Source organism: Rhodovastum atsumiense, from assembly GCF_937425535.1.
GTDB classification, from domain to species: Bacteria; Pseudomonadota; Alphaproteobacteria; order Acetobacterales; family Acetobacteraceae; genus Rhodovastum; species Rhodovastum atsumiense.
In genome coordinates this window covers 12,286-30,170 of record NZ_OW485601.1, presented here as the reverse complement: position 1 = coordinate 30,170, position 17,885 = coordinate 12,286, and the positions used below count along the sequence as shown (strand labels likewise).

At 71.3% G+C, this 17,885-nt stretch carries 12 protein-coding genes; 6 read left to right on the top strand and 6 right to left on the bottom strand.

Features of this window, described 5'->3' with window-relative positions; genetic code table 11:
* Positions 1 to 685: 685 nt before the first annotated feature.
* From NBY65_RS00120 to NBY65_RS00105, 4 genes are all read left to right on the top strand, one after another.
* On the top strand, positions 686 to 1,531 hold the full coding sequence (locus NBY65_RS00120; protein WP_150043823.1) for a BtpA/SgcQ family protein: 846 nt from the start codon (positions 686 to 688) through the stop codon (positions 1,529 to 1,531).
* Positions 1,528 to 2,415 carry a ribokinase gene (locus NBY65_RS00115; RefSeq protein ID WP_162530792.1) on the top strand — a complete coding sequence of 296 codons (888 nt, stop codon included), beginning with the start codon at positions 1,528 to 1,530 and terminating at the stop codon, positions 2,413 to 2,415. Before NBY65_RS00120 ends, NBY65_RS00115 begins: the two co-directional genes overlap by 4 nt.
* A gap of 58 nt (positions 2,416 to 2,473) precedes the next feature.
* Positions 2,474 to 3,319 (top strand): branched-chain amino acid aminotransferase, encoded by an 846-nt coding sequence (locus NBY65_RS00110; RefSeq protein WP_150043819.1) that lies wholly within the window; start codon positions 2,474 to 2,476, stop codon positions 3,317 to 3,319.
* 139 nt (positions 3,320 to 3,458) lie between these two features.
* Positions 3,459 to 5,750, top strand: coding sequence for a hybrid sensor histidine kinase/response regulator (locus tag NBY65_RS00105; RefSeq protein WP_150043817.1), 2,292 nt, complete (start codon positions 3,459 to 3,461; stop codon positions 5,748 to 5,750).
* A 5-nt stretch (positions 5,751 to 5,755) separates the two neighbouring features.
* On the opposite strand, the gene NBY65_RS00100 is transcribed toward NBY65_RS00105, so the two are convergent.
* The 6 genes from NBY65_RS00100 to NBY65_RS00075 all read right to left on the bottom strand — a co-directional run bounded on the left by NBY65_RS00100 (position 5,756) and on the right by NBY65_RS00075 (position 14,847).
* Positions 5,756 to 6,115, bottom strand: a complete 360-nt coding sequence (locus NBY65_RS00100; protein WP_162530791.1) for a YidB family protein — start codon at positions 6,113 to 6,115, stop codon at positions 5,756 to 5,758.
* Positions 6,116 to 6,271: 156 nt separating this feature from the next.
* Positions 6,272 to 7,018 (bottom strand): SDR family NAD(P)-dependent oxidoreductase, encoded by a 747-nt coding sequence (locus NBY65_RS00095; RefSeq protein WP_150043813.1) that lies wholly within the window; start codon positions 7,016 to 7,018, stop codon positions 6,272 to 6,274.
* Positions 7,019 to 7,119: 101 nt separating this feature from the next.
* Positions 7,120 to 8,484, bottom strand: a complete 1,365-nt coding sequence (locus tag NBY65_RS00090) for an alpha/beta hydrolase family protein (RefSeq protein ID WP_150043812.1) — start codon at positions 8,482 to 8,484, stop codon at positions 7,120 to 7,122.
* A 5-nt stretch (positions 8,485 to 8,489) separates the two neighbouring features.
* On the bottom strand, positions 8,490 to 12,458 hold the full coding sequence (locus tag NBY65_RS00085; RefSeq protein WP_150043810.1) for a non-ribosomal peptide synthetase: 3,969 nt from the start codon (positions 12,456 to 12,458) through the stop codon (positions 8,490 to 8,492).
* A 455-nt stretch (positions 12,459 to 12,913) separates the two neighbouring features.
* Positions 12,914 to 13,693 (bottom strand): GDSL-type esterase/lipase family protein, encoded by a 780-nt coding sequence (locus NBY65_RS00080; RefSeq protein ID WP_150043808.1) that lies wholly within the window; start codon positions 13,691 to 13,693, stop codon positions 12,914 to 12,916.
* A complete protein-coding gene (locus tag NBY65_RS00075; RefSeq protein WP_150043806.1) occupies positions 13,690 to 14,847 on the bottom strand; it encodes a trans-sulfuration enzyme family protein in 1,158 nt (385 codons plus the stop codon). The genes NBY65_RS00080 and NBY65_RS00075 overlap by 4 nt, the downstream gene beginning before the upstream one ends.
* Before the next feature lie 136 nt (positions 14,848 to 14,983).
* Here NBY65_RS00075 and hutI point away from each other — a divergent pair, with 136 nt between their 5' ends.
* Positions 14,984 to 16,201: an imidazolonepropionase gene (gene hutI, locus NBY65_RS00070; protein ID WP_150043804.1), complete on the top strand. Its 1,218-nt coding sequence runs from the start codon at positions 14,984 to 14,986 to the stop codon at positions 16,199 to 16,201.
* Positions 16,198 to 17,730: a histidine ammonia-lyase gene (hutH, locus tag NBY65_RS00065; RefSeq protein WP_203330657.1), complete on the top strand. Its 1,533-nt coding sequence runs from the start codon at positions 16,198 to 16,200 to the stop codon at positions 17,728 to 17,730. Before hutI ends, hutH begins: the two co-directional genes overlap by 4 nt.
* Positions 17,731 to 17,885 lie beyond the last annotated feature (155 nt).

Sequence of the window (17,885 nt, the reverse complement as noted above, 5' to 3'; positions counted from 1 at the left end):
TTCGTGCCTTTCCCTCGACAATGTTTGATGGGAAAGGAGCCTGTCCAAGGGCCGCTACTGCTGACGACCACCTGATCCCGTCCCTGCGTCTGCCAACGCAACCGACGCACATTGCACCATGACCGCGCGCGCCCGACATGGCCGGTTCATTCAGGCCATTCTTGCTGTCGGGGAGTGCGGCGACATCCCTCGCCAGGGCACCGGGCTTCGGGATCCATGGCATGAACAACGCTGTGTAGCACCCCCCGTGCGTCAACGATTCACCATCGGCCGATATCCGCGACGATGTGAACGGCAATGCTCGCCGGGCCTGATCGTCGTCGCGCCATTCCGATCGCGCCAGGGCCGCAGCCGGTACGAACGGGAGGCACGACGGTTCCTGCGCCTGCCCCCGATCAGGCCAGGGACGTTACGCGATCGCACGCCTCCGTTTTGCCAGATGGTGCTGCGGCGCCGTCTGGCAACCGGGCGGAACGGCCGGGGCGACGATCCCCGCCGTCCGCTGCGGCATCGTCTCCATTCGTTGAAGCATCGGGTCCGGCCGGGGTAGTGTTCCGGTTGCGACAAATGCCTCTGCCCCGTCGCGCGAATCGGAACACCAAATCAAGGGCCAGGGCCGCGGCGCGATGGGATTGTCCGTCGCGGTCACAGCACTGGCGTTGCCCGCCCCGTGCCAGGAGGTCCCATGCCAGCCAAGCCCGTGTTCCTTTCCAAGCCGAACGCTGTCGCCGCCCTGTTCGGCCGCCGGCAGGCGGTGATCGGGGTCATTCATTCGCGTCCCTTGCCCGGCTCCCCCGCCTATGACGGCGAGCCCATGGCCGAGATCCTGGATTTCGCCCTCGCCGAGGCCGAGCGCTACCGCGCCGGCGGGGTGGACGGCCTGATCGTCGAGAACCATGGCGACATCCCCTTCGCCAAGCCCGAGGCGCTCGGTCCGGAGACCGCCGCCTGCATGGCGGTGATGACCCAGGCGGTGCGCGTGGCCAGCGGCCTGCCGACCGGGGTGAACGTGCTTGCCAACGGGGCCGTGATGGCGCTCGCGGTGGCCAAGGCGGCGGGGGCGGGTTTCATCCGGGTGAACCAGTGGGCCAACGCCTATGTTGCCAACGAAGGCCTCATCGAGGGGCCGGCCGGCGCGGCGGCGCGCTACCGGGCCTGGCTGCGCGCGCGGGAGGTGCGCATTTTCGCGGACGTGCATGTCAAGCATGGCGCGCATGCCATCGTCGCCGACCGTTCGATCCCCGAGATGGCGCGCGATGCCGAATTCTTCGACGCGGATGCCGCGATCGTCACCGGCCAGCGCACCGGCGACGCCGCCCCGCTCGAGGAGCTGCGCGCCGTTGCCGCGGGCTGTTCGTTGCCGGTGGTGGTAGGGTCGGGCGTGACCCCGGACAATGTCGGCGACATCCTCGCCGTGGCGGATGCGGTCATCGTGGCAAGCTGGTTGAAAGTGGACGGCGTATGGTGGAATCCGGTGGATCCGGACCGGTTGCGGACCTTCATGACGGCGGTCGCACGGGCCCGTGCATGACCCACGTCTTTGTCCTGGGCAATGCCAGCGTCGACATCACGCTGCGCGTGCCGCGGCTGCCGCTGCCCGGCGAGACGCTGCTGGCCTCGGCGATGGCGCGCGCGCCCGGCGGCAAGGGGCTGAACCAGGCGGTGGTGGCCGCCCGCGCGGGCGTGCCGGTGCATCTCTGCGCGCCGCTCGGGCCAGGGCCGGAGGCGGTGGTGGTGCGCACCGCGCTGGCGCAGGAGCCCTTCGCCTCGTTGCGCCTGCCGGAGGTGGAGGCGCCCACCGACCTGTCCACCCTGCTGGTCGACGACACCGCCGAGAACTGCATCGTCAGCACCGGCGACTGTGCCATGGCGCTGCCGGCCGTCGAGGCCGAGGCCTTCGTGGTGGAGATGGGGGCGGGTGACATCCTGCTGCTGCAGGGCAATCTGTCGGAAACGGTGACCGTTGACGCCGCCACCCTGGCCCGTGCCCGGGGTGCCCGCCTCGTGGTGAACGCCGCGCCGCTGCGCTGGAACTACGGGCGCCTGCTGAAGCTGTGCGACGTGGTGGTAGCCAACGAGGGCGAGGCGGCGGAGCTCACCGGCCATGCCGATCCGGCGCGGGCGGCCGAGGCGCTGCGCGGCGCGGGCATGGCGATCGTGACCCTCGGCCCGCAGGGCTGCGTGGTGGCGGATGCGGCGGGGGTGGCACGGCTGCCGGCGGTGGCGACCGTGGTGAATGACACCAGCGGGGGCGGCGATGCGTTCTGCGGCGCCCTGGTTGCCGCCATGGCGCTGGGGGCCACGCGCCCGGTCGACACCGCCCTGCGCGCCGCCGCCCTCGCGGTGTCGCGGCCGGGCTGCTTCACCGCCTTCCCCTCGCGCCACGAGATGGCGGCCCTGCTGGCGGTGGCTTGACGCGGCGTGCCGCGCGCACAAGGTTGCGCGATCAACGGTCAAGCGACGGAGCACGGACATGCGGGCAACCTTCTGGCTGGACGGGGCATGGACAGAGACGCCGCCGCGCCTGCTCGGGCCGCAGGATCATGCGTTCTGGCTGGCCTCGGTGACGTTCGACGGCGCCCGCGCCTTCCAGGGCTGCGCCCCCGACCTCGACCTGCATTGCCGGCGCGCCGTGGCCTCGGCCACCAATCTCGGGCTGCATCCGGCCATCGCCGCCGAGGAGATCGAGCGGCTCGCGATCGAGGGGATCCGCCGCTTCGGACCAGAGGCGGAACTCTACATCAAGCCGGTGTTCTACGCCGCCGGCGAAGGCCATTTCGTCGGGGCGGCAGAGACCCGCTTCGTGCTGCACATCTTCGAGGCGCCGCTGCCCGGCCCGGCCGGGTTCTCGGCCACGCTGTCGCCGCTGCGCCGCCCGGCGCCGGAAATGGCCCCGACCAATGCCAAGGCCGCCTGTCTCTATCCCAATTCCGACCGCGCCACCCGCGAGGCCAATGACCGCGGCTTCGAGGCGGCGGTGATGCTCGATCCCTGGGACAACGTGGCGGAATTCGCCTTCGCCAACCTGATGATCGCCAAGGACGGCCGGGTGCTGACGCCGGCAGCCAACGGCACCTTCCTCGCTGGCATCACCCGCCGGCGCGTGCTGGCGCTGCTGAACGAGGCCGGCATCCCCGCCGAGGAGGCAAAGCTGACCGTCGCGGACCTGCAGGACGCCGACGAAATCTTCTCGACCGGCAATTACGGCAAGGTCGTGCCCTGCAGCCGCTTCGAGCAACGGGCGCTGAATGCCGGCCCGATCGGTGCGAAGGCGCGGCAGCTCTATTTCGACTGGGCGCGGACCACCCGGGTGATCTGATCCCGCGCGGGGAAGCGGTCCGGCAGGGCGGCTTTCCCGCCGATCAGGCGGGTTTCGGCCCCGGCGGGTTTCGGCGTGGACTCGAAACGGAGTGCCGCCTATAGGCGTGCGCGTCGTTCACCGATTCCCGGGCCACCCAATGAGCCTGCTGCTGCGCGTGGTCCTGGTCATCGTGGTGGCGCTGCTGCCCGCCCTGGGCATCCAGCTCTACAACGAGAACGCCCTGCGCGCCGCCACCGAGCGGGACATGCGCGCCGAGGCGCAGCACGAGGCGCGCAGCGTCGCCGGCGAACTGGAACTGTTGCTCAGTGGCATCCGCGGCATGCTGGTCGCGCTCGCCGCGCATCCGGCGATTCGCGCCGGCGACCCGGCCGCCTGCATGGCGGCGCTCGCCGACGTGCGCGAGCGGGCGCTGCCGGACGGTACGCTCGCGCTGGTCGATGCCGCGGGGCGGGTGCTCTGCGGCAGTCCCCAGGCATCCCCGGAGGCAGCCTCCGGCACGTTCGTGCCTGTCCCGTCGGCCGCCGGGCGGGGTGGTTTCAGCGTCGGCGGCCATGTCCTTGACCCTTTTACCGGCCGCTCCCTGCTCGGCGTGGTGTATCCGGTGCACGGCCTCGCCGGGGTGCCGGACGCCATGCTGATGGCCGGCCTGGACCTGCGGCGCCTGCGCACGCAGATCGAGGGCCGGGAGTTGCCGGCGCCGTACAGCGTGATGCTGGCCGATCGGGCGGGGCATATCCTGCTGCCGTTGCCGGAAGGCGGCAAGGAAGACGATCTGGTCACGGCCGGATTCGGCTGGATGATGACCGCCACCGCGCCGGGCGTGACCGAATGGCGCGGCGGCGACGGCGTGCGCCGTATCATCGGCTACGTCCCGCCGGTGGCGCCGATGCCGGATCTGTTCGTCAGCGTCGGCTATGACACCGATGCCGCCTATGCCGAAGGCGCGGCGGCCTCGCGGCGCACCTACCTGCTGATGGCCCTGGGGTTCGGCCTGGCCTGCATCCTGGCCTTCCTGGTGGCGCGGCGGATCATCGGTGAGCCGGTCGGGGACATCCTGCGGGCGGTGGAGCAGTGGCGCGAAGGGACCCGCGGCATCCATGTGCGTGTGCCGGGCGGCGGCGGCGAGATCGCGCGCATCGCGCGGGCCGTCAACGAGTTGGTGGATGCCGCCGGGCACAGCGAGGCGGCGCTGGCGCGGGCCAATGCCGAGCTCGAGCGGCGCGTCGCCGAACGCACGCAGCAGCTCGAGGCCGAAATGCGGGAGCGCCAGAGGGCCCAGGCCGATCTGCTGCAGTCGCAGAAAATGGAGGTGCTGGGCTACCTGACCGGCGGCATCGCCCATGACTTCAACAACCTGCTCACGGCGGTGATCGGCAACCTGCAACTGGCGATGCGCCGCAGCGCCGGCCAGGCCGAATTGCAGCGCCTGCTCCTCGGCGCATCGCGCGCGGCCGATCGCGGCGCGGCGTTGATCCGGCGCATGCTGGCCTTCGCCCGCCGCCAGGTGCTGCATCCGCAGGCGGTGGATCTGCAGGCCCTGGTCGGCGGCATGGAAAACCTGCTTGCCCGCACCATTGGCCCGGCCGTGCGGGTCGCCGGCCTGCTGCCGCCCGGCCTGTGGCATGTCCGCTCCGATCCCGCCCAACTGGAGCTGGTGCTGCTGAACCTCGCCATCAATGCGCGTGACGCCATGCCCGAGGGGGGCACGCTGATCATCTCGGCCGGCAACGAGACGGTTCTTCCCGGGGCGACCCATCCGGCGGAGCTGGCCGCGGGTGAATACGTTCGCATTTCGGTGGTCGATACCGGGGTCGGGATGGATGTGGCGACGCTGGCGCGGGCCTGCGAGCCGTTCTTCACCACCAAGCCGGTGGGCCGCGGCTCCGGGTTGGGATTGTCGATGGTGCACGGGGTCGCCATGCAGTCGGGGGGCGGCGTGCAGATCGAGAGCCAGCCCGGCGAGGGAACCACGGTCAGCCTCTGGCTGCCGCGCGCCGAGGCCCTCCCGGTCGATCTCTCCGCCGGGAGCGCCGAGGCACCGCCGGCAGCGGTGGGCGGGGCCACGATCCTGCTGGTGGATGATGACGAGGATGTCGTGGAATTCGCCGCCTGCACGCTGGATGAGGCCGGCTACCGTGTCCTGCAGGCGGGGAACGGCGCGGTCGCGCTGGCGCTGCTGCAGGCGGGCACGGCGGTCGATCTGCTGGTGACCGACCTGGCGATGCCGAAGATGACCGGTAGCGTGCTCGTCCGCCATGCGCGCGCGCTGCGGCCGGGGCTGCCGGTGCTTGTGGTCACCGGCTATGCCGATCTGGACAAGGCCACTGGCGACATGGCGGGGCTGCCCGTCCTCGACAAGCCGTACCGCGCCGTGCAGTTGCTGGAAGCGGTGGCCCGGTTGCTGGCGACCGTCCCGGCGGGACGCTGATCAGCTCAGCCCGGGAACCTGCCGTCCGTCGAGAGATGGGCGACGATGCCCGGAAGATGCTGGCTGAGTTTGCCGACCAGCTCGTCGGGCGTGAGGTTGGCGCGATGCGCCATCGCCTGCACCTGCGCGTCGCCCAGGGCGGCATGCAGGTCGTGCGGTGCCACGTCCGGGGTCTTCAGCCCATGCGTCCAGGCGCGCACCGCGGCGCCGTAGCCGGCCGCTTCCAGTCTCTGCAGGACCCAGGCGATGCCGGGGCCGGCGCCCTGGTCGTCGCCGGCGATGCCGCGCACGGCCTGGATCAGCCAGGGATGAGTCCCTCCCTGGGTGCCTGACAGGGCGTTCAGCATGTCATCGACGAAGCTCATCTCGCTCCTCCCACGGGGAAACCCGTTGTCATCCTGCGGCCGTCGTGACGAACCGGAGCCGGACGAGCGAACAAGACCCCGCACCGGCAGGGTCTGCCCGTGCGGCCGCGGCTCCCGGCCAGTATGGCACGGCACCGGGGCGGGCCTGCTCAACATTCAACCAGTGCCCTGCCCGCCGTCGACATGCAGGACCTGGCCGGAGACGAAGCCGCCGGCAGGGCTGCTCAGGAACAGGCAGGCCGCCGCGACCTCGTCGGCGCTGCCAAGCCGGCCGAGCGGCACCTGCGCGGTGATGCGGTTGCGGATCCGGTGCTCGCGCCACCATTCGCCCCCCGCCGTGTCGATCGCGCCGGCGGCGACGATGTTCGCGGTGATGCCGTCGGCGCCGAATTCGCTTGCGATCGCCCGGGCGAGGCCCTGCAGCCCGGCCTGTGCGGCGAGCATCGGTCCGGCCGGCGCGCCCGGCATCAGGATCACGCGGCCCCATTTGCGGACGGACATGTAAGCAAGTGCGTGCCGTGCCAGGAAGAAGGCTGCGGAGAGATGCCGGCGCAGCCCGTCCTCCCACTCCTCCGCGGTGATGTCGCGCAAGGCGAGCGGCGCGGCTGCGCCGCTGCTGGTGACCAGGACGTCGAGCCCGCCGAGCTGCCGCACGACGCTGTCGATCAGCCCGGCCGCGGCGGCGGCGTCGGCGGGATCGGCCGGCAGCGCCAGCGCCTCGCCGCCGCTTGCGCGGATGCCGCCGGCGACGGCTTCGGCCGCCGCGGCATCGGCCGGTTCGACCACGCCCACCCGGGCCCCCGCCGCCCCGAATGCCTCGGCCACCGCGCGCCCGATGCCATGTCCGGCACCGCTCACCAGGGCCACGCGCCCCTCCAGCCGGAAATCCTCGATGCTCAGCATCCGCCCGCGTTGCCGTTTTCTCCCATGGCCGAACAAACCGCCCGGTGCCGGGTCGGGCGGAGACACAATCGCGTGCGCGATCCCGGTGCCCCGGCCGGGCCTTACCCGGCAGCGGCCTCGGCCGGCGCGGGAAGCGGCCAGGTCTGCCGCCGGATTTCCGGGAAGGGCGATCCGTCCTGGTCCGGTGGCGGGGCCGGATCACCGCGCAGCCACCGGCCGAAGAAGGTGACGGCGATGCGCCGCTGGATCGCGGTGGCACGGGCCGGGTCGATCCGGCCCGCGCCGCTCCAGCGGCGAATCGGCGAGTAGTACGGCCGGTCCGAAAAATTGGTGTGCAGCGATCCGGTCAGGAACATCAGCTCGCCGCCATGGCGGGCGAAGCCGGCGCGCATGCAGGTCCAGTCGCGGTTCATCAGGATGGCCCAGTTGCGCCGGCCGGCATCGGCGGCCGTCTCGTCGCCGGGCGCGGGCAGGGGGGCGTCGTCGCTCATGACCAGGTATGGCACCGCGACGCCGGTGCGCTGGACCGGGCCGAACAGCCAGCCATCCATGTTCATGACCGCGACCACGCGCCGGTCGATGCGGGCGGTCTCGGCCGCGACCGAGCCGCCGAAGGAAAAGCCGAGCACCCCGGCCCGTGCGGCCTGCAAGGCTCCGGTAAAGGGGCCGGCGGGATCGCCGGCATTCAGCGCGGCCAGTGTGTCCAGCACCCGCACCAGGTCGCGTGCCCGGGCGGCGGTGTTCAGCGCCCCGATCAGTTGCGTAGTGGCGGTCGCCGCGTCGCTGGAGAGGTCGAGTGGCCCGTCCAGGTCGACCGGCCTGCCGTCCGCCGCGTGCCCGGTGCCCAAGCCGCCGGGCGTGCCCACCGCGACCACGACGAAGCCGTGGCTCGCGAGGTCTTCCACCAGCGCTGTGTTGTCCTGCGGGAAGCCGCCCCAGCCATGCGCGTACAGGACGACCGGATGCGGGCCCGGCGTGATCGGTGCTTCCAGGCGGGCATGGGTGGGCACCAGGGGAAGATGCGACAGCAGTAGCCCCGGGGCGGTGTCGCGATAGCGAGCGGTGGCGAGGGCCGCGTCCGGCCGGGCCGGGTACCAGATCTGCAGCGACAACACCCGCCCGTCCGGCCCGGCCGGCACCTGCAGCAGCCGTGTGCCAACCGGGGCGGATCCGGTCGGCGGCGGCAGGCGGAAGATCGGGAAGGCGATGGCGGCGCCCACGCCGGCGACCGCCAGCACCATCGCGCCGCAGAGGGCGGCCAGGCGCAGCCCCTTGCGATCGGACAGCTCCGCCACGCCGGCGAGCACGGCCAGGGACGCCGCCAGATAGACCGGCACCATCTGCCAGCGCGCCCCTTCGACCACGAGCTGCGCCGCCGCCGCCAGTACCGCCAGGGCCGCCAGCCATCCCGGTCGCAGCAGCCCGGCCAGCACCGCGAGCACGGCCAGGATCTCCAGGGGGCGCATGCGGATCAGTCCTCGGCCTCGGCGGCGGCCAGGGCGCGCCGGATATGCGCCGCGAGCACGCCCGCATGCGGGTCCTGGAACATGCCCACATGCGTGCCGGGCACCTCGTGCACCTCGTGCGGCCCCTGCAGCAGTCCGCTCCAGCCGAGCAGCGGGTCGAGGAAGCGGCCGTGTGGCTGGTCGCGGCGATGCAGCAGCAGCACCCGTCCGGCATAGGGCGTCGCCGTGTAGTCCTGCGCCGCGGCGACGAGATGCGCCTGGTACCAGGGCGTGTCGGCGGGCGGCGGCGGCGGCCGGCGCAGGCGCAGCTTCTCGGCGACGCGGCGGGTGACATAGCCCAGCCGTGCCGCCGTGCCCGGCCGTTCCAGCATTTCGTTGCGGAAATTCTGCCAGCGATAGCTGAGTTCGGCCAGGACCCGGCCGCGTCGTGTCAGCCGCCGAGTATAGCCCGGCGCCCAGCTGTCGAACATCACCAGCAGCTTCACCGTCTCGCCCTGGGCGGTGAGTTGCTGCGCGATCTCCCAGGCCAGGCAGCCGGCCACGCACAGCCCGACCAGCACGTAGGGGCCATGCGGCTGCGCCCGGCGGATGATGCGCAACTGCGCGGCCGCGATGTCCTCGAAGCTGCGCGGTGGCCATGCCTGCGGCAGGGCCGGGTCGAACAGTTGCACCGCCAGGAAGGGCTGGTCGTTGCCGAGCCGTCGCGCCAGGGGCGCGAACACCCCGGTATTGTTGATGGCGATCACCGGGATCCGGCTGCCATGCGGCTGCACCCGGACCAGTTGGTGGCATGCGATGTCGGCCGGCTCCTGGCCGACCAGGGTAGCAAGCTCGGCCACTGTCGGCGCCTGGAACAGGGCAGCGACCGGGATGCGTTGGCCGAACTGCGCCTCCAGCTTCGCCAGCATGCGCGCGGCCAGCAGCGAATGTCCCCCGAGGTCGAAGAAATTGTCCGTCGCCGCGGCCGGCATGACCCCGAGCACTTCCTGCCAGATCCCGGCGATGCGCCGTTCGGTCGCGGTGGCGAGGGCCGGGTCGCGGCCGGGCGCGGTGGGGGCCGGGCGCGGCGCAACCAGCCGGGTCCGGTCGATCTTGCCGGTGCTGGTGCGCGGCAGGGATTGCAGCAGGGTGATGGTGGCGGGCCGCATGTAGGCGGGCAGGATCTGCCCGGCCTGTGCCCGCAGCTCCGCCAGCAGGGTGGCGGCATCGACCGGTGCGCTCGGCCGCTTCACCACGAAGGCGGCGAGCGTGGCGGCGGTTTCGTCGGCCATCACCACCGCCTCGGCGATGCCCGGATGCTGCAGCAGCGCCGCCTCGACCTCGCCGAGCTCGATGCGGAAGCCGCGCAGCTTCACCTGGTGGTCGGCGCGGCCGAGATAGTCGAGCTGTCCGTCATGTCGCCAGCGGACGATGTCGCCGGTCCGGTACAGCCGCCCTTCGCCGAACGGGTTGGCGATGAAGCGTTCGGCGGTCAGGTCGGGCCGGTTCAAATAGCCCGCCGCCAGCCCGGCACCACCGATGTACAGGAATCCTGGCGCGCCTTCCGGCATCGGGTGCAGCGCCCCGTCCAGGACATAGGCGGTGGTGTTGGCGATCGGCCGGCCGATCGGCACCGCTCCGCTGCCCGGCGCGACCACAGAGGCGAGGCTGTCGCCATTGGCTTCCGAGGCGCCGTAGAAATTCATCAGCCGCAGCTCGGGAAAGGCGGCGTGCAGGCGATCGGCCAGGCGTCGCGGCAACACCTCGCCGCTGCAGATCACCAGGCGCAGGCTGGAGAGATCGGCCCGCAGGTCGAGCAGGGCTTCCAGCAGGCTCGGCACCAGTGTCAGCCGGGTGACCCGGTGCGTCCGGATCAGCGCGCCCAGCCGTGCGGGATCGGCGCCGTCCTCGGGCGAGGCCACCAGCACCGGCACGCCGCGCAGCAGCGGGCCGAGCAGTTCGGTGACGGCATCGACGAAATTCGGCGAGGTCTTGTGGATTGACAGTTCGCGCGGGCCATACGGCTCGGTTCGCCACAGCCAGGCCAGGCGGTTGATCAGGCCGCGATGCGTGTTGGCGACACCTTTCGGCTGGCCGGTCGAGCCCGAGGTGAAGATGACATAGGCGATGTCCTCCGGCCGCGCCGCGGCGGGGGCGGCAGTCGGCAGGCTGCCTGTGGCCCGTTCCGGCACCAGGCAGGGCAGCCCGGCCGGCAGGCTGGCCTCGATCGCCTCGCTGGTCACCACCAGCCTGACCCCGGCGGTCCGGACCATGTACAGCAGCCGGCTGGCCGGATGATCGGGATCGAGCGGCAGGTACGCCGCCCCGGCCTTGAGGACGCCGAGCAGTGCCGCCACCAGCGCCGGCGAGCGCCGCAGCGCCACGCCCACCACCGCCCCGGGCCCGATGCCCGCCGCCACCAGGTGCGCGGCGATCCGCGTCGCCTCGGCGTCCAGTGCGCCGCAACCGAGGCTGCCGCCGTCCCACAGCAGCGCCGGGGCCGCGGGGGTGCGCGCGACCTGTTGCGCCCACAGGTCCGCGACCGTCATGTCCGCGGGGAAGGGGGCGGCGGTGTCGTTCCAGGTCTCCAGCAGGCGCTGGTGTTCGTCCGGCAGCAGGATTGGCAGCTCGGAAAGCCGGCAATGCGGGGTGGCAACGATGGCGCCGAGCAGGAGCTGCAGTCGCTCCAGCATCCCCCGCACCGTCGCTTCTTCGAACAGGTCGGTGTTGTATTCGCAGGAGAGCCGCCAGCCTTCCGGGCGCTCCACCATGAAGAAATTGAGGTCGTAGATCGCGCCGGGCGAGACCGAGGGGATGTCGGTCAGCCGCCACTCGCCGTAATCGGCATTGCTGATGAAGCTGCGCTGGAAGATGAAATTGACCGAGAACAGCGCATTGCGGCTGGGATCGCGCGGCGGCTTCAGCATTTCCACCAGATGCTGGATCGGCATCTGCGCATGCGCGAGCGCCTCTTCCACCGTGCAGCGCACCCGGTCGAGGAAAGCGGAAAAGCCTGGGTCGCCGCCGGCGTCGTCGCGCAGCACCAGGGTGTTGATGAAGACGCCGATCATGCCTTCCAGTTCGGGGGCATGGCGGCCGGCGATCTGGGTGCCGATGCCGATGTCGGTTTCGCCGGTGAGCCGGTGCAGCAGCGCCTTCAGGGCGGCGAGGGCGGTGGCGAAGAAGGTGGCGCCGTGGCGGGCCCCGAGGGCCCGCACCTCTGTCGTCAGCGCCTTCGGCAGCAGCACCGAGACGATCTGGCCGTTCGAGCTCTGCACCGGCGGGCGCGGCCGGTCCGGCATGACCTCGAAATGTTTCATGCCGGCGAGCTTGACGGCCCAGTACTCGGCTTCCGCCCCCAGGGCTTCGGATCTCAGCCATTCCTGCTGCCAGAGCGCGAAATCGCCGCACTGGATCGGCAGGTCCGCCAGCGGGTGCGGGCGTTGCTCGCGCAGGCTGCGATAGATCGTGCCGACCTCCCGCGCCAGCACGCCGATCGACCAGCCGTCGCAGGCGATGTGGTGGGCGGTGACCAGCAGGATGGCGCGCGTGGGCTCCACCCGCAGCAGCGTTGCGCGGATCAGCGGCGGCGCGGCGATGTCGAACGGCGTCATCCCCTCCAGCCGGCTGATGCGCAGCACCTGCGCGGCCCGCTCGGTGTCCGGCAACCCGGTCAGGTCGACATCGGCCAGCCGGAACGGCGGCAGCGCGGAGGCCACGCGCTGGACCGGATTGCCCTCCACCTCGACAAAGCCGGTGCGCAGCACTTCATGACGGTCGATGACGATGCGGAAGGCCTGTTCCATCACCTCCGTCGAGATCCGCCCGTCGAGCTGCCAGCGCACCGCGACGTTCATCGCCGGATTGCCCGGCTCCAGCCGGTCGAGCACCCAGAATTGCTGCTGCTGAACCGAACAGGGAAAGGAGAGCCCGGTCGACGCCGAGGCTCCCCGACGCTCCCCGGGAAGCGTCGTGTCCATGACAGTGCTGCTCATCTCGAGTGCGTTACCTTCGCTGCCGTCGCCGAACCCGTGGCGCGATGTTCTTTTCCACCGCACGACCCTTCCCGATGCGGCGAAACGGTGCAGTAGCAATTTCCGCACAATTACATCGCGAAAATGGATAGACCACTCACAGACGCTTGTCTGGAAAAGCCGCCGATCGCCCACATCCGAATTGTTATCGCGGAGGCAGCCGTTCCTGTCACCAGACAATCACAAAAGTTTGCGTCGGTGGGTATTGGGGAAATTATTATAATCAAATCTACGAGATAAAATTTTATTTTGATAAATAACGCTATGACATAAGTTTTCTCTGCGATATCTACCAGAGATATATTAAATAGTATTACGATTCTGTTTGAAATGCGGCCGTCTTTTGCGGATTTGAGACAAAATGATCTCCCGGATCCTGATGGAATCCGGGATTTCTTTCCATGCCAGTGCCCGGCTCAGTGCCGTGGTGCCTGCCCAAGCAGGCGGGCAAGCGTCGGCTCGATGGCGGCGGCGAGGCGCGCCTGGCCCTCGGCGGTGGGATGCAGCGGCGGCTGGGGCGGAGACAGCAGCGGGTCATAGAACAGGCTGCGGTCGAACCGTCCCCCCGGGGCGAACACCGGTTCGGGATCGAACCAGACCACGCCCGGCACCTGCCCTTTGCCGAAACGGGACGCGAGCGCCCGGTTGACCGTCTGCGTGGTTGCGCTGGCCCAGGCGCTGCGCTCGCTCGGCAGGATGCCCAGCAGCAGGATCCCGCTGTCCGGCAGGCGGTGCCGCGTCTCCGCCACCACCGCCTCGATGCCGGCGAGGGTGTCCTCGGCCGGCCAGTGCAGCCGGCCGAGATTGTTGGCGCCGATCAGGATGACCGTCGCCTTCGGCGCGATGCCGTCGATTTCGCCGTTCCGCAGCCGCCAGAGCAGGTGGCAGGTGGCGTCGCCGCTGAAACCCAGGTTGACTGCCTGCCGGTCGCCATACCAGTGCCGCCAGAGCGGCGCGAAATCCCGCCAGGGCGGCGGGCCGGAGGTTTCCCAGTTCTGCGTGATCGAATCGCCGAGGAACACCAGTTCGACCGGGCGCGACCGGATCTCGGCCAGCTTCGCCGCGTGCCGCTCCCGCCACCAGCGCAGGTCCATGCGCGAGACCGGGGTTGCCGCCAGCGGCAGCGCCGCGGCGGCGGGCACCGCGCCGCCGAGCGCAGCGGCGCCCGCGGCCAGCAGGGCCCGCCGGCCGATCATGCGTTGGCGCCGCGCAGCGCCGCGTCGAGATCGGCGAACAGGTCGGCCGGGTCCTCGATGCCCACCGACAGACGCAGCAGGTCGGGCGGGCAGGGAGATCCCGTCCCTTCGATCGAGGCGCGATGCTCGATCAGGCTCTCCACCCCGCCCAGCGAGGTCGCGCGCTTCCACAACCGCACCCGTGCCGCCGCGTCGATCGCCGCGCGCTCGCCGCCGCGCACGCGGATGCTGAGCATGCCGCCGAAGCCGCCCTGCATCTGCCGGCAGGCGATGTCGTGGCCGGGATGGCCGGGCAGGCCCGGATACAGCACCTGCGCGACGTGGTCATGGCCGGCGAAGCGGGTGGCGAGGTCCATGGCGCTGGTGCAGGCGGCGGCGACGCGCAGCGGCAGCGTGCGCATGCCGCGAATCAGCAGGTATGCCTCCAGCGGGCCCAGGATCTGGCCGAACATCGACCGGTTGCGACGAATGCGCTCCCAGAACGCGTCGGGGCGGAGGGTCGCCAGCGCCCCGGCGATCACGTCGGAATGGCCGTTCAGGTATTTCGTGGCGGCATGCATGACGATGTCGGCCCCAAGGGCGAGGGGCCGGGTCAGCACCGGGGTGGCACAGGTCGAATCGACGGCCAGCTTTGCCCCGGCGGCATGCGCGATGTCCGCCGCGGCGGCGATGTCGGTCACGCCCCAGAGCGGGTTGGCGGGCGATTCCAGCCAGACGAGCTTCGTCTCGCCGGGCCGCATGGCCTGGCGCAGGGCGTCGAGGTCGGTGGTGTCCACGCCCTCGACCCGCAGGCCCCAGTGCGTGGCGTCGTTCTGCAGCCAGCCGCGCAGCGCCCAGTACATCACCTTCGGCACCACCACGTGGTCCCCCGGTGCCAGCGCCAGGAACACGGCGGTCGCGGCCGACATGCCCGAGCCCAGCACCATGGCGGCATCGGCACCCTCGAGGGCCGCGATGATCGACTCGGCCTCGCGCACGGTGACGTTGTCGGCGCGGCCGTAGACGTTGCCGCTGCGATACTGGTTGTCGGGATCGCGCAGGAAGGTGGTGGCGATGTGGATGGGCGGCACGACGGCACGCGAAGGCTCGTCGATATGCCCGAGCGCCTGGGCGGCAAGGGTACGGGGGGACCAGGCGGGGGAAGGTTCGGTCATGCGGGCATGATCGACGCCCCGGTGCCGGCGGGCAAGCGCTACGCGAGAATTCACTGCCCGGTGGTACCCACGTGTCGCTTCTGAGTGGACAGGCCGGGCGCCCGCCGTGTCTCCTGTGGCGAGGAGAGCCCGCCCCATGCGTTGCGACCGTCTCTGGTTCCGCGCCCGCCTGCTCACCTTCGACCCCGGTCGCCCTGGCCTGGGCGCCATCGATGATGGCCTGATCGCGACGCAGGATGGCCGCATCGCCTATGCCGGCGAGGCGCAAGTGGCCCCGTCCGCCCTGGATGCCGCCGAGCGCATCGACTGTGCCGGGCGCTGGGTCACGCCCGGCCTGGTCGATTGCCATACCCATCTGGTCTTCGCCGGCGATCGTGCCGGGGAATTCGCGCAGCGCCTGGCCGGCGCCAGCTACGAGGAGATCGCGCGTGCCGGCGGCGGCATCCTCTCCACGGTGCGGGCGACGCGGGCGGCGGACGAGACGGCCTTGCTCGCCGCCACGCTGCCGCGGCTGGACGCGCTGCTGGCCGAAGGCGCGACCACCGTCGAGGTGAAGTCGGGGTACGGCCTGCAGGCCACGGCCGAGCTGCGCCAGTTGCGCGTGGCCCGTTATCTGGCCGGCCTGCGCCCGGTGCGGATCGTGCCGACCTTCCTTGGCGCCCATGCCCTGCCGCCCGAAGCCATCGATGCCGACACCTATGTCGAGCAGGTCTGCCGCGACATGATCCCGGCGGTCGCCGCGGCGAAACTTGCCGCGGCGGCCGACGTCTTCTGCGAGCGCATCGCCTTCTCGCCGGAGCAGGCCGCGCGCGTCCTCGCCGCTGCCCGCGCCGCCGGACTGGCGGTGAAGCTGCATGCCGACCAGCTTTCCGATCTCGGTGGCGCCGGGCTCGCGGCCGAACACGGCGCGCTTTCGGCCGATCACCTGGAATACGCCTCGGATGCCGGCGTGGCGGCGATGGCGCGCGCCGGCACGGTGGCCGTGCTGCTGCCCGGTGCCTTCCACGTGCTGCGCGAAACCCGGGTCCCGCCGGTCGCGGCGTTGCGCCACCATGGCGTGCCGATCGCCCTTGCCACCGACTGCAATCCCGGCACTTCGCCGCTGACCTCGCTGCTGCTGACGATGAATCTGGCGGCGACACTGTTCCGCCTGACGGTGGAGGAATGCCTCGCCGGCGTCACCCGCGAGGCCGCCCGCGCGCTGGGGCGGTTGCCTGATATCGGCACGCTGCAGCCGGGCAAGGTCTGCGACCTGGCCATCTGGGACATCGAGACTCCCGCCGAGCTGGTCTGGCGCATGGGATTCAACCCGTTGCACCAGCGCGTCTTCGGGGGTGTGCCGTGCCGGCCGTGACCTTGCGCCCGGGGCAGGTGCCGCTCGGCGACTGGCGGGCGATCTGGCAGGGCGTCCCGGCCGCGCTTGATCCCGCCTGCCGGCCCGCGGTCGAGGCCGCGGCGGCGACCGTGGACAAGGTCGTGACCGCGGACGCGCCGGTCTACGGCGTCAATACCGGCTTCGGCCGGCTCGCCTCGGTCCGCATCGCCCCCGGCGAGCTTGCGGCCTTGCAGCGCAACATCGTGCTGTCGCACGCGGCGGGGGTGGGGCCGCCCTTGCCGGCACCGGTGGTGCGGCTGGTGCTGGCGCTGAAGATCGCCAGCCTCGGCCAGGGCGCTTCCGGAATCCGCTGGCCCACGCTGCAGCGCCTGAACGATCTGCTGCGGCGCGATATCCTGCCGGTGATCCCGGCGCAGGGATCGGTCGGCGCCTCCGGCGACCTCGCGCCACTGGCGCACCTTGCCGCGACCCTGATCGGCGTGGGCGAGGCGACCCTGGAAGGGGCGCGCATGCCGGCGGCGCAGGCGCTGCAGCGGGCCGGACTGGCCCCGCTCACGCTCGCGCCGAAAGAGGGCCTGGCCTTGCTCAACGGCACCCAGGTCTCGACCGCGCTCGCGCTCGCCTTCCTGTTCGCCGCCGAGGATGCCCATCGCGCCGCCCTGGTGAGCGGCGCGCTCTCGACCGATGCGGCCCGTGGCTCCGACGCGCCATTCGACGCCCGCATCCACGCGCTGCGCCGCCAGCCAGGGCAGATCGAGGTGGCCGCCGCGTTGCGCGCCCTGATGGCGGGATCGGAGATCCGTGCCTCCCATCGCGACGGCGACGATCGCGTGCAGGATCCCTATTGCCTGCGCTGCCAGCCCCAGGTCATGGGCGCCTGCCTCGACCTGCTGCGCGCCGCCGCGGTCACCCTCGCCGCCGAAGCCAACGGCGTCACCGACAACCCGCTGGTGTTCGCGGCCACCGGGGAGATCCTCTCCGGCGGCAATTTCCACGCCGAGCCGGTCGCCTTCGCCGCCGACCAGATCGCGCTCGCGCTCTGCGAGATCGGCGCGCTCGCCGAGCGGCGCATCGCCATGCTGGTCGATCCCACGCTGTCACGCCTGCCGGCCTTCCTGACGCCCGCACCGGGGCTGAATTCCGGCTTCATGATCCCGCAGGTCACCGCCGCGGCACTGGTGGCGGAGAACCGCCAGCGCGCCCATCCCGCCAGCGTCGATTCCATCCCGACCTCGGCCAACCAGGAAGATCACGTGTCGATGGCCACCCATGGCGCGCGGCGCCTGGGCGAGATGGCGGAGAACCTGATGCAGATCCTCGGCATCGAACTGCTCGCGGCGGCACAGGGCTGCGACATGCACGCGCCGCTGGCCTCCAGCCCGCCGCTCGAACGCGTGCGCGCGGCCCTGCGCCGCCGCGTGCCCACCCTGGGTGAGGACCGGTTGCTCGCCCCGGATATTGCCTGCGCCGCTGGCATGATCCGGGAGCGCATATGCCTGGAAGTGGCCGAAATCGCCCTGCCTGGCCTTGATCCGGAGCTGACCTGAGATGCGGGGCGCTGCCCCGCCCCCGCCAGGGGCTCCGCCCCTGGACCGGGCCAAGGGCTTTGCCCTTGGAACCCATGACTCTGTGCCGCGCAGCGCGAATGGGATCCAAGGGCCTTGTGGCCCTTGGCAGGTCCAGGGCGGAGCCCTGGCCTTAT

Bases quoted from the DNA above. Each gene is read 5' to 3' on its own strand.
- NBY65_RS00120 (WP_150043823.1), top strand. From the start codon at position 686: ATGCCAGCCAAGCCCGTGTTCCTTTCCAAGCCGAACGCTGTCGCCGCC.
- NBY65_RS00115 (WP_162530792.1), top strand. From the start codon at position 1,528: ATGACCCACGTCTTTGTCCTGGGCAATGCCAGCGTCGACATCACGCTG.
- NBY65_RS00110 (WP_150043819.1), top strand. From the start codon at position 2,474: ATGCGGGCAACCTTCTGGCTGGACGGGGCATGGACAGAGACGCCGCCG.
- NBY65_RS00105 (WP_150043817.1), top strand. From the start codon at position 3,459: ATGAGCCTGCTGCTGCGCGTGGTCCTGGTCATCGTGGTGGCGCTGCTG.
- NBY65_RS00100 (WP_162530791.1), bottom strand. From the start codon at position 6,115: ATGAGCTTCGTCGATGACATGCTGAACGCCCTGTCAGGCACCCAGGGA.
- NBY65_RS00095 (WP_150043813.1), bottom strand. From the start codon at position 7,018: ATGCTGAGCATCGAGGATTTCCGGCTGGAGGGGCGCGTGGCCCTGGTG.
- NBY65_RS00090 (WP_150043812.1), bottom strand. From the start codon at position 8,484: ATGCGCCCCCTGGAGATCCTGGCCGTGCTCGCGGTGCTGGCCGGGCTG.
- NBY65_RS00085 (WP_150043810.1), bottom strand. From the start codon at position 12,458: ATGAGCAGCACTGTCATGGACACGACGCTTCCCGGGGAGCGTCGGGGA.
- NBY65_RS00080 (WP_150043808.1), bottom strand. From the start codon at position 13,693: ATGATCGGCCGGCGGGCCCTGCTGGCCGCGGGCGCCGCTGCGCTCGGC.
- NBY65_RS00075 (WP_150043806.1), bottom strand. From the start codon at position 14,847: ATGACCGAACCTTCCCCCGCCTGGTCCCCCCGTACCCTTGCCGCCCAG.
- hutI (WP_150043804.1), top strand. From the start codon at position 14,984: ATGCGTTGCGACCGTCTCTGGTTCCGCGCCCGCCTGCTCACCTTCGAC.